Origin of the sequence: Sedimentitalea sp. (genome assembly GCF_039973035.1) — a bacterium.
In the GTDB taxonomy this organism is placed as follows: Bacteria; Pseudomonadota; Alphaproteobacteria; order Rhodobacterales; family Rhodobacteraceae; genus Sedimentitalea.
The window spans coordinates 1-12134 of sequence record NZ_JBDWLR010000013.1 but is presented as its reverse complement, the minus strand read 5'-3'; the positions used below and the strand labels follow the sequence as shown (position 1 = coordinate 12134).

General features: G+C 54.9%; 8 protein-coding genes and 2 pseudogenes. 6 read left to right on the top strand and 4 right to left on the bottom strand.

The window, feature by feature from the left end; genetic code table 11:
- Window positions 1–185 (bottom strand): annotated as a pseudogene (locus ABJO75_RS02315) (IS5/IS1182 family transposase); the annotation flags it as partial.
- 118 nt (window positions 186–303) lie between these two features.
- Between ABJO75_RS02315 and ABJO75_RS02310 the strand changes: the two are divergent.
- Entirely contained in the window at window positions 304–552 is a 249-nt protein-coding gene (locus ABJO75_RS02310; RefSeq protein ID WP_348132284.1) for a hypothetical protein, read from the top strand.
- Between the two features lie 84 nt (window positions 553–636).
- On the opposite strand, the pseudogene ABJO75_RS02305 reads toward ABJO75_RS02310, so the two are convergent.
- A pseudogene (locus ABJO75_RS02305) lies at window positions 637–1569 on the bottom strand (IS5 family transposase).
- A 1054-nt stretch (window positions 1570–2623) separates the two neighbouring features.
- Between ABJO75_RS02305 and ABJO75_RS02300 the strand changes: the two are divergent.
- The gene (locus ABJO75_RS02300; RefSeq protein WP_348132281.1) at window positions 2624–4585 is read left to right on the top strand and encodes a BTAD domain-containing putative transcriptional regulator; all 1962 of its coding nucleotides are present in this window, start codon (window positions 2624–2626) and stop codon (window positions 4583–4585) included.
- Here ABJO75_RS02300 and ABJO75_RS02295 read toward each other — a convergent pair.
- Window positions 4573–5058: a hypothetical protein gene (locus ABJO75_RS02295; protein ID WP_348132279.1), complete on the bottom strand. Its 486-nt coding sequence runs from the start codon at window positions 5056–5058 to the stop codon at window positions 4573–4575. The genes ABJO75_RS02300 and ABJO75_RS02295 overlap by 13 nt on opposite strands.
- Window positions 5059–5224: 166 nt before the next feature.
- On the opposite strand from ABJO75_RS02295, the gene ABJO75_RS02290 reads away from it, so the two are divergent.
- The 4 genes from ABJO75_RS02290 (at window position 5225) to ABJO75_RS02275 (ending at window position 10559) form a co-directional block, all read left to right on the top strand.
- Window positions 5225–5728: a hypothetical protein gene (locus ABJO75_RS02290; RefSeq protein ID WP_348132277.1), complete on the top strand. Its 504-nt coding sequence runs from the start codon at window positions 5225–5227 to the stop codon at window positions 5726–5728.
- Between the two features lie 63 nt (window positions 5729–5791).
- Window positions 5792–6829, top strand: a complete 1038-nt coding sequence (locus ABJO75_RS02285) for a trypsin-like serine protease (RefSeq protein ID WP_348132274.1) — start codon at window positions 5792–5794, stop codon at window positions 6827–6829.
- A 419-nt stretch (window positions 6830–7248) separates the two neighbouring features.
- Complete coding sequence (locus ABJO75_RS02280) at window positions 7249–8415, top strand: hypothetical protein (protein WP_348132271.1); 1167 nt, start codon at window positions 7249–7251, stop codon at window positions 8413–8415.
- A 611-nt stretch (window positions 8416–9026) separates the two neighbouring features.
- Entirely contained in the window at window positions 9027–10559 is a 1533-nt protein-coding gene (locus ABJO75_RS02275; RefSeq protein WP_348132268.1) for a hypothetical protein, read from the top strand.
- A gap of 485 nt (window positions 10560–11044) precedes the next feature.
- Here ABJO75_RS02275 and ABJO75_RS02270 read toward each other — a convergent pair whose 3' ends face one another.
- Window positions 11045–12067 carry an IS110 family transposase gene (locus ABJO75_RS02270; RefSeq protein WP_348132265.1) on the bottom strand — a complete coding sequence of 341 codons (1023 nt, stop codon included), beginning with the start codon at window positions 12065–12067 and terminating at the stop codon, window positions 11045–11047.
- Window positions 12068–12134 lie beyond the last annotated feature (67 nt).

Genomic DNA, 12134 nt, shown 5'->3' with positions numbered 1-12134 from the left:
TATTTCGGCTGACCACCGCGACCCTTTCGCTTCGGCGCAAACCATTTCCCGGCAGCCCCATCCTCAAGCCAGATCGTCACGTCACCGCGACGGCGCAGAGCCTCGTTGTAATCCGACCAATTGGTCACCGCGTATTTCGCCTTGGGAAACTTATCGCGCCGACCAGCGTTGAATTTATGCGGCATCACACGCTCCCATGAAAATCACAGGGCGCACGTTCTCGCCGAAATCGGCGACCCATGCAACAAGGTCCTACTCGACTATACGGAGGTCTTTGACGGCAATCCCCGAGCGATCAAACGTTTGATCAATGCGCTGACATTCCGGCAAGGGTACATTCTGACGGCGGCAGAGGACATTTCCTTCGATATTATTGCACGCTGGACGATTTTGGCACTCCGCTTCCCTTACACCGCCGACGTGCTAGCCGCGCGTGCGACAACCGAAGTTCCAACCGAGCCCACCGAGGAATTCCCTGACCCAGAGGCGATCAGATCCATACTTGGCACTCTCGAACCCTCTGACATCGAACAGATTGCTGCGTTTGGTTAAGGCAGATGTCACTAGGGTATCGTTGCTGAGGGCTTTGTTGCGCAAAGAGGTTGAAGCCGAGACTTCCCCTTTCCCCAGACGGACTTATCCCACGGGCCCGGTGACAGGTATGCCGAGCGCGGTGTAGCCGTTCAGGACGGCGGCGCGGACTTGGAGTTCGGCGACCTGACGATCGAAGTTGCGCGCCATGAGGCTCTGCCCCAGCAGCTTCACGCAATGCATTTTCGTTTCGGCGCGGCTTCGGCGGTGTTATCCGCCCCATTTTCGCCAGATCGCGCGACAGAGGTATTTCGATGCGCGCAGTGCTTCGTTTCGGGCGATCGCACCGGCCGTCGATGGCTTCCAGGGCTTGGCGTTCTTGCGCGGTGGTATGACGGCATGGGCGCCTCGGTCGGCGATGGCGTCGTGGCACTTGCGCGTGTCGTAAGAACCATCTGCAGTGACCGAGCCGATCTCCATGTCGGCGGGGATCTGGTTGAGCAACTCGGGCAGCATGGGCGCGTCGCCTATGTTGCTTCCGGTGATCTCGATGGCTCGAATTTCCAGCGTCTGTTCATCGACGCCGATGTCTATCTTGCGCCATAGACGGCGCTTCGCACCGCCATGCTTTCGCGCGTGCCACTCGCCTTCTCCCTCCGCCTTGATGCCGGTGCTGTCGATCAGCAGGTTCAGGGGCCCCTGCGAGCCCCGGTAGGGAATGCTCACGGCCAAGATCTTCTGGCGTCTGCTTAGCGTGCTGAAATCCGGCACCGACCAGTCGAGGCCGACCAGCCGCAGCAGGCTCTCGACGAAGCCTGTCGTCTGCCGGAGGGCCATGCCGAAGAGGATCTTCATCGTCAGGCATGCCTGGATCGCGGCATCGCTATACTGCGGCTGCCGACCTCGCTTGCCTGACGGCGGCGGCACCCAGACCATGTCCGGATCGAACCAGATGGTCAGGGAGCCACGTTGCTTCAGCGTTTCGTTGTAGGCTGGCCAGTTCTTGGTCTTGTAGCTCGGCGGGATGGGTCTGCTCATGCAGACCAGATACCACGCTGGATTCACGAGATGAATCCCCCTTCGGTATTTGCGCAACAAAGCCGCTGCCACACAGATGCATTTTTCTAGGACGCCATGCCAAGGATACCACACTTTTGTTGGCCACTTCTTTTCAACTACAAGGCGATCTAAAGCTTTTCGGCCATTTTCGCGCTATAGTGTTTACGCGGCACAACGCCTGCACATTTGGAGCTTTCTATTTGTCGAAAGTCACGCGCGTACTCGCCCAACCAATCGCCACCGCCACGGCGGAACTACCTGTTCCAACGGCGCCTGGATTATGGCTTGTCGCCTGGAGCGGTCAGGGCTGCAATGGAGCCGACATCAGTGCCACCGGCGTTGCATTTAAATTGGAACGTGCTCGAGAACGTTGCCGATCAGAATGGGCGGAACGCTCGGCATTGTCCTTACGCCCAGATCTATGGCGAAAAGGACAGCCCCCAGCTGCAGCTGCAGATGAAGTGCGGACGGTGGCCGCAGCCCGCGCAACTGGGGAAGTGTTGGAACGATATGCAGCGGCGCTTTGGCTCGCCGGGGAACGCGCTGCGGCCGCGCCCAGTGATCTTATGACTGCCGCGGCCAGCCAGGCACTGAAGGAATGGCAACGTCCTTTTGGCCTGCCAATCGGGCTTTGCGATTTATCCCCGCCGGGGTTGGGCGCGGTCTGCCTTGCCTGGACACCGTGCGGAGAGGATGTGCTTTTTGGAGTTTCCGCTGGCGAAGATCGCGGCGCTGCCACACGAGCAGCCATCCGAGAATTGACTCAAATGGAATTCGCACATGCGCTCGACACGCTGCGTGGAACAAACGATTGCGCCCGCCTCGATTTGCGGACCCATTTGCCTTTGCTAACTCCGTCAGCTCCGAAGGTGACAGGCGATGGAAGCACACCTTCAGTGGAATGTGCGGATCAATTAAGGGCGGCTGGTGTCACCCTGTCCCAAATAAACTTGTCTGGCCCGAACGGGCGAGCCGTCGTCGCTTATCCTATAGAATTGCCCAAGCGCTATGATGGATATTCCTTGTGGACCGAATGACTGAAGAAACGTCAAACAATCAGCTGCAAATCCTTGATCGGTTTAGGTGGGGGTTGGGCGGGCAGGACACCCGGCTTAGTGCGAACAGCCGTAGATTGATTGCCATTCTCGCCCTGAACCAGAACCTTACTGAAACTCGCAAGCGGGTCGCCTCGTTGTTATGGGACAGAGCCGACCGATCAACGGCTCTGCGTAATCTGAGGCAGGCCGTATATGAGTGCCGCAAGGAATTGGGACCGCTGGCGGGTTGCCTGATACCTGAGGATGACAAAATTGCGTTGGGCCAGGGTGTTGCAGTGGATATCGTGGAAATACGCGAACAGCTTTCACTAGGGAACGTACCTGAGAAACTTTTTTCTTCACGTTCGATTTCGGAAAGGATTGTCGATGTGTTGCCTAGTGGAAATCCCGTTTATGAAAGCTGGGTGCAACTCAACGCGCAAGAGTGGGAAACCCGGTTTGTCTCATCCTTGTCAGCTTTGTTGCAGGGGCCTGACCAGGTCGCCCGATTGCGCGCCGCCGAAGTCCTGATTTCGCTAGATCCAAGCCACGAACTTGCCGCACGCACCCTGATCGCGTCGCATGCAGCGGGCGGAAACGTTGGGACTGCCTTGTCCATCTATAGCCGCATTTGGCAATATTTGGACGAAGAATACGGGATGGAACCCAGCCTTGAGACCCAGAATCTGATAGCACAAGTCAAGACGTCGGACGGTGATCTTCCCGGGCCTTCCAGTGTTGCGGTGCTTCCCACGCAAGGCAAATGTGCAATCTGCGTTACCGCGATCAAGGGCGAAGCGACTGACAGTCTTGCCTATCGGATTGCCGAGTTGTTCCGCACTGAATTGATTGCTTGTCTTTCAAGCTTTCGCGAATTCGATATATTTGATGGCAGATTTCATTCTGGCAAAGCGGATTACACGCTGAGTTGTACCACGCTGGCCGACCAGTCCCATGTCAACGTGACGTTGCATTTAACCCAGATGGCAGATGGGTCCGTCGTCATAGGCCATCGGCTGGGTGATATTGCCGCGAACTGGTTTCGTCAAAAGAACGATATGACCGGACAGATTGCCGCTGCATGTTCGGCTGCGATCTCGCGCAAACGTCTGGAACGGATGACCCGCGAACCCAGCCATTCGCAAGTGGTTGATCTCTGGATCAAGGGTCAGACGAAACTGCACCAGTTTCGTCCCGACACATGGCAAGAAGCCTGCAGATTGTATGAAAACTGTATCCGACTTGATCCGGATTTTTCACCCGCCCATTCGGCATTGGCCCAGTTGATGAATAGCCGACAATTGGCAATGCCGGGGATCGTGCCTGAACACGCGTTTTTGATGGATGCAGTTGACCATGCCAATCGGGCCATCAGCCTCGACCCCGAAGACAGCAGAGCACATCTTGCCCGCGCCTGGAGCCATTGCCTGCTGCACAACACAAGCCAGGCCATGTGTTCATTCGACATGGCATTGAAGTGCAATCCGAACGATCTTTGGGCGATTCTGTCTGCCGCTCTTGGCGCTGCATTCTGTGATGAAGCGGATCAGGCGCGGCAATTGGCGCAACACTGCCAAAGCGATGCCTGGAATTTATTGCCACCACATTGGGGATACCTTGCGACGATAGATTTCGTGTTGGGCAACTATACCGGTTGTGTGGCCAATGCAGATCTAGCCGGAAAGGCGATCATCAACATCCCAGCCTGGAAAGCAGCGGCGTTGATCGTCCTTGATCGGCCAATTGAGGCCGCGCAGGAATGGAAGGCGTTCGAAAACTTTGCCCGTGCGGCATGGGTGCCTGATAGCCCACCATCCGCAGATGCAATCGCGAACTGGCTTTTGGCGTGTTTTCCGATCTCAAATCCGCAGCAGGCCGAGCATTTTCGCCGGTGCGTGTCTTTGGCCCGCGCCGCGCTGCACGACGCGGACCAGTTGCAACGTAATCAGGCACACTGAGAGCACATATAGGCGGCCATATAAGAATGTAGGAACACGTCATAATCAGCTGATGGTACCGGGTAGTCGACAAATGCCGCAGAATTTTCGCCCAGCGGCATCTCACTTGCATAGTCGACCAACCCGTACACAGAAGGGATTCGCAACGATTCGCCCGAATTTTGCATCATACTGGGCTCTGGCAAAAGCACCTCAAACACATCCGACCGACGCTCCACCAGTTCGATTTCCTTGACGTCTGCGCGGATCACGAAATCAGGGTCCGCACCACCAGAGGCCGTCGCCGCCAGTTTTAGACCCTTGATCATTGCTTTGCTGAAATTCTCGACACTCATCTTATATCGTCCGCCCCCTAATGGGGTAAGGTTTGGATTGCTAATGGGATCAGTCGTCAATTCATTGATCAACTGGCCAAACACCACCAGCGCACCATAGGTTTTGGGCGTGAATTGTAATTCCTTTGTCTGAGACATCTTTCAACTCCTGTTGTCTAAAATTGATCTTGTAGATCCACCTTACTCTACATCTGATTGTACGAAAAACCGCCATTTCCCGTGTCCTGACGCTTTGCTGACGCTTGGCTGACGAAGGCCCTGACGCCGCCTCCTTAGAAACAGCAGTGGCACTATTGCCAAGTGTATGCGCCAGCCAACTGGCGCGTCATTTCAAAAAGGAAAAACTGACATGGATTATGAACCCGTTGGAAATACTACCAGTGTTTCGACAAGCACTGCAGATTTAGAACTGGCCGATATCGACCAGGAATTCGCAGAAGTCGCAGAGATGTTCGATCTGGATGAATCCGTTGCGGCGGGCGATCTGGACGAGTTGGATGCGGCCCTTGAGGGCACCGATCTAGGCACATCCGGAACCGAAAGCGCCGGTAGCCACACGCTTTTGGATTTCGCTGACGGCGTTGTCGGAGCAGAAAACATGCCCGAGTGGGGGTGGCCGTTCATCGGCTATTTGGAAAAAAAAGCGAAGCGTCTGGTCAAGATATTGATCGCGAAGTTTCGCAAATATCGGAAATACCGCAAATGCCTGCCGACCCTATTAAAGGCGGTTGCTGCCATCAAGGCCCGAAAATGGGGAACGGCGATTAAACAGGTCTACGCCACTTATCGCTGCATGAAATCCGCATAACTCTCAGACCGCGCCGTCGACAGGTGGCGCGGTCACTCCTATTTTTCAAAAAGGCGAAGAACAATGACAAGTGATTTTGAAGAGGACCGGAATTCGAACGCCCGTTCGGCTAAAAAATCCCGCAAATCCAGCGGATGCGAAGACGGATCAACTGAAACTGATTCCGACCAGTCCTATGAAGATACGAGCGAAGAGAACCTCCTAGACGCGGCCGAGGCCGCACTGGAAGATGAACAGCCATTGATCGAACACGGGTTTGATCTGAGCACCCACGGCGGTGGGTCGCTTGAAAACGTACCCGGATTTGATCTGACGGGGCCAATGATCGACGGGATCGGAACAACAGAGGAATCCGCTCTGCCCGTCGATTGGGATGCGATGCGCGACGCGGCTCATGTGCATTACGGCGGCGAAATTGGCGCCGAGAGCATTTGTGGGCCGGATGATCGCGTTCAAATCAACACTGTAACCGCGCCGCCATGGCGCATGATCGCGAAATTGCTGATCACTGCGGGCGATGGTGGTCAATATGTTGGAACGGGTTGGTTCATCTCTCCGCGCACGGTCATGACTGCGGGACATTGTGTGTTTTCCAACCGCTCAGGCGGGTGGGCCAAATCCATTCAGGTCATTCCCGGAATGAACGGACGGCATCGTCCGTTTGGCACAGCCAGTAGCTCTACTTTCCGGTCCGTGCGCGGCTGGACGGAAAAAGGGGATCCAGAATTCGACTATGGCAGCATCATCCTGCCAAAATCCCAACCTCTTGGATCCACTGTCGGCTATTTTGGATTTGCCGCGCTGGAGAGTGATCGGCTTAAGAACCTGTTGGTCAACAATGCGGGCTATCCCGCCGATAAGGGTGTCGGAACGCAATGGTACAATGCTGGCCGAATTACAAATGTGCGAAAAAATCGTATCGAATACATGATCGACACGTTTGGCGGGAACAGTGGTGGCCCAGTTTGGAAATACTCACGCCAAGACAATGCCCGTCAGGTGGTCGGCATCCACAACTATGGTGGATGCGACAATAAGGCCAGCCGGATTACGCGTGAAACGCACAACATCATGGCGCGTTGGAAATCCGAAGGCATGTAAGCACAGACGCGCCGACTGGATGTTTGGTATCTGCTCGGCGCGTTCCTCGGCGGCCTCCTATGATTTATTCGGGCGTCTGATTTGCAATTCACCGGCAAAGCAGAAATTTGCCAGTGGACAACGAATGGCAGTTGAGTCGGCACTGTGTGAATTCGCCCACCACCGGATTTTTCGGTTGCAGCGAAAGTCCGGTCTGACGGGCCGCATCGCAGCATCAATGACCCTCGGTAGATGACCGCAAAGGGCCGTTGACACCCATGGAAGTTTGATACATTTTGATATCAGGCCATAACGCAGGCCGGTGTGCCCGCCACGCGAAGCGATGCTGCGTCAACTTCATTATATACAGTCAGAAATCTTGCCGCGTGCAGGGTCTGACTAGCAGCGGGCACCTAGTCGGATCTGATTGGAAATGAATCATGACCGAAAATTCACACATTACCACTGTAAAGAAACTAGCAAAGCGTTACGCACGCGCGACCCGAATACCTCAGGCGAAAGCCCTTGATGCAATTGCCCTCGAATTAGGGCACGCACACTGGGTTGAACTGAAAGCGCAAGAGAAGAAAGGCTGGAGCCCAACAGATGATTGCATTGCCGCGGTGGAAAGGATGGTTGAGAAAAGCAACCCCTTTGCAAACGGTACGCACCAAGACCTTGGCGGTTCTGTGCGTCTATTTGGCGATCCGGAAGGGCCCAGATGCGGTACGATTGGCGGCGCTACCTATACGCTCTCTATTTGGCAGGATGACGTTAATATAGAGGGAGAAGGCTGGACTATCAGAATTCCCGAAGCGCCAAATGCTTCACCGATAGTGGAAATCGACGAACGTTTTGCGAATAAGTGCCCACTGAACGAACCCGATATCCTGCAAAAAGCACTGGAGATTGGAGAAGCCGAAGCAAAGAGTGTTCAGGCGCGAATTTCTTCTGACTGGCCCCGGCGTTCCACAAAGCCGGATGCAAAAGGTGTTGTTTGTCATCCTCTGTTTGGTGGAGGAGACAGTGGCCGTATCGAGTCGGACACTTGGTTTTGCCTTCACTGCAATTCAGAGATATCCGGGCAACAGATTGCTGTAAATCTGTGGCACTGCCCTTCGTGCGGCGCATCTCCAGTAGACATCTACAGCGATCCCTTCTGGCTGTCAGACAAGGATGAGCCTCCGACACCGTTGCTCGAAGCGAACGAAAACCGCCGCGGCGAACCGACTGTGACCGTGGTCGATAAACGCCTCAAACTTGAGCTGAGCGAGGAAAACGTCACGCTGCTGATCCGCAGCGCACTTTTGGATGATGCGGCAAATGCGGGTGAGCGCATTGGAGCACTGTTGGCGGAGATAAGCTATGATGAAGAGTTCGGCGTTTGGGTTACCTTTGAGACGAACTACTGGCCTGAGGAAAAAGAACCAGTCCAGGCCAGAGCAGTTGCAAAAGCGCTTGGTATCGGGTTCGACGAAGAAATCATGCTTGATGAACCAATCTTCGCATGGCCGGGGATAGGGGAGATGACGAATAACACGTTGGAGTATACAAAAACCATGCTGCAGGCCTACGAGCAACAGAGTCCAGATAAGGGCGAGGAATAACCATTCCTAGACCATTGGCCGGTGCCCGCATGCACCGGCCACTTCACGTCGAGCGCCGCAAACAGAGGTTGATGCATGCCCAGGAACATCGAGACTCTGCATGACGGAACGTGAACCCGCTGATGTCGAGAATGTGCAACTGCGGCGAATGTCCGAAATGATGGGCACACTGCGACGATGAACTGACACGGTAAATGGCAGGTATGGGCCGCTCCGCGACGCTAAAATCAGTGATCGCTGGGGCGAAGTAGCACCGGCTCCAATGGCCGGTGAGAGCCCAAATTACTGGAGGCCGCATTACCACAGGTTCGGCATCTTGGTGGTAGAGCAGACAGCCGCCCTCGTTGAGCTTTGGGAACACTGCGCGAATTTGGGCGCTCCCTGTCACAACCCAAAACTTCAGTTTATCTCTCAACCAGGCGGCCGCGGTTGCGGACCAACTTAGCAAAGGAAGTGTTTAAAGACTGCTGTGTCTGAACAAGTTAGCTCCGTTTGTGCAAACGCCTATTTTGCACATTAGGATTCGGCAGACTTGAGTGCTATTATCAAGAGTCAGGCAGTGTGGCACATGTCCACACCTGTCGGGCATCATTCTAGATGGTGAGAATGTCATGTTCTTTCGAGATCAAGAGCGATTTCTCCCGCATCTATTCAGGGTCATTGTTGCAGCCACTTTTTCAGCAATGCTTCTGATCGCTGCGCCTGTGCGGGCAGACGACTCAACCGATGTTACGTTCTTCACTGCCCTCGAGAAACTTGCCTCTGCCGCAGGAGGGAATAGGCGGGTCACGTCGGACAACTTAGAAGGTTATCCGTACAAGACCACGTCGTTGCAGCTTACGAGACGCATCAGAGAGGAGAAGACAAACACGATCTTGTGGGGATTCGGCAACGAAATGGTCTCGGCGTTCAGCAAAATCCTCGCCGTTGGCGGGGCGGCGAAAACGGCGGAAATCGTTGGATTGATCAAGGACGCTGCCAATTCCCGCAGTCTGGCCGACTTTGTTGTCAAAGCCGGGCCGAAAAAGGCGTGGAAATCAACAAAGGATCATTTCAAAGCGCTGGGCGAAACTGACGCGAACGCTGAAAGACTTGCCAACAAGGCGCTAGACCAGTTGTTCAAGAAAATGCAACTCGTCAACCGTACCAAACGCGTCGTCTCGAGCACGACCACCGGTCTGTGCAATCTTGGTAGCGAGCGGCTGACCGTCGATCTCAACGTTGCCAAGGGGGAAGTTGTCTTGGAATTGCAAGCCAGCGGCTGCACCTGTTCACGCAAGGACGACCTCAAGGCCTATTCTGGCAAAGTCGCTGGAAGTTTCGATCCGTCGACGAGCCAAAAGAAAATCAAGTGGGGGTTCAAACTCCGAACCTCTAATTTTTCGGTTACGCCCTGCGATCCAAGGCAAAGAGCCCTTTCAAAAATTCGGGAGAAAAGCCGAAAGAAAGGCGTCCAGACTGCTCCCCTTGGTACCGCCAAACCAAATCAATGCACGGCGGGAACCTGCATCTTTCTCATCAAGCACCTCGATCTTAAGGAACGCCAGATACAGGAGCTTGCTTGCCGTAGGGCCGGGCTGAAGAGGAAAGGGCGCGAACAGTCGGATGAATACAAGACTCTTGCCGAAGAGTGGGAGAGATCTGGCAAATCCTTGACGGGATTGTATGGAGAATATGTCTCCTGCAAATGCGATAGGGTTGCCGACGTTCCCAAGAAACTCTTTGAACTGCGCGGCTTCCGCGAAGCCCTGGCGCGCTCAGGCGCCCCACCTTACAGGGTGCCCGAGCTGCCCGTGAAAGATAAGGACTATTGTTCAAAATGCGACCCCTATCGCAGTTGGATCGGCAAGTGGAGCATGTGGGGCAGTGTCGAGATTAGCTTGCGCAACGGCGCTGTTCATTTTGACTGGAAGACGACATATAAGTCCGCCAACCCGATCAAAACGAAAGTCACATTTGCGAGTGCGACAAAACTAAATATCGACTACGAGATGTCCGGCAATCTGGAGACAGGCACTCTGGAATTGACCTTGCAGCCAGGCGGGCGCCAGTTCCATGGCATTCGCATTGAATCGGGTTTAGTCCCTATCCCAAGATTCAGAACCGGCGATCGCATTGGCGATCGGCAGCATTGCGTACGATGACTCATAAGGACCCGTACTTGCCTGCATTCAAGACAAACCATGCTGGCAAATGTCTGGCAACAGGATCGATCCGGCCTTTCGTTGCGCACAGAACATGGGCCTGCAATTGGCACCCCCCCCCCCCAGCAAGCTGGACGGCAACTTTTGGGATGAGATCGAAAGCACGAGCTTCGAGCTTTGATGACAGCTTTGTCCTGTGTGGATGTATATGGACCCCGCCTAATTGCAACGGTCTGCTTGGTTCTGGTTTCGAGGTCGCGATTGCTGATGTATATCCGGCTTCTAAGGGCGGCCCGATATATCGTAGCCGCGAGCCCCGATGGATTTCCGCTTGCTTCCCCCTCATCGCCCCTAAGGCATCGATGTTGACCTTGCCGATCCACACATCAGGTTCGAGAAGCAACGGGCGTGACCCTTTTCCATCTCCTGGCAGATGTTGCAATATTCCTTTCAGCCCTCCTCGGCTTGGTCTTTCGTGATCCGGCTCAGACGGTGTGTTCCCGACGGTATTCCTGATCACGTGACAGAAGCGACCAGACGATCCGTGCGTTCTTGTTCGCCAGCGCGACTGCAACGACATTCGGGTGACGCCGTTCTCGCATCCGGTTGATCCAACGGCTGCGCATGTCAGTTTTTCCGGCCGAGCGCCCCAGGACGGCGCGTGCTCCGTGGATCAACATCGTTCGTAAGTATCTGTCGCCCCGTTTGCTGATGCCGAACAGTCGTGCTTTGCCACCGCTTGAGTGCTGCTTCGGGACTAGGCCCAGCCAAGCAGCAAACTGACGGCCATTTTTGAAGCACGATTTGTCGCCGATCGCCGCGACCAGTGCCGTTGCGGTAATTGGGCCGATCCCCTCGATCTGGCCGATGCGTTGGCACATTTCATTGGAGCGGAAGAGGCTTTTGATCCGCTGATTATAGCCAGCGAGACGCGCATCCAGTTCGGCCAGTTCTTCGCGGATGTCACGCAACATATCGACAAAGAGCTCCCCGAAGCCTGGCGACTGACCGTCTGCGATTTCGCAAAGGGTACGACGAATGCGGTTTATGTCTCGTGGCACCACAACACCATGTTCCCCAAGCAAACCTCGAACCTGATTCACAAGCCGCGTACGGTTAGCGACCACCCGTTGACGGATCCGGTGGACCGCCTGGATTTCGAGCTGCTCTGCCGACTTTGGCGGTACAAACCGCATCGACGGCCTGCCAACTGCTTCACAGATTGCCTCGGCATCATTGCGATCATTCTTGTTGGATTTCACGTAGGGCTTCACGAACTGAGGCGAGATCAGCCGGACCTCGTGCCCCAGATCGGTCAGAACACGCGCCCAATAATGTGATCCACAACAAGCCTCCATTCCAACAACGCAAGGCTTCAACTCGGCGAAGAACTGAGCAACAGCATCACGCCTCAGTGTCTTTCGAAGCACAACCTGTTCGTCCTTATCGACGGCGTGAACTTCAAAGATGTATTTGGCCAGATCAAGGCCGATCCTTTTGATTTCCATGGTATGAACCCTCCTGTTTTCCTTTCCAAGATACTCCAACCGAGGGCGGCGGGGTCCATACCATTGC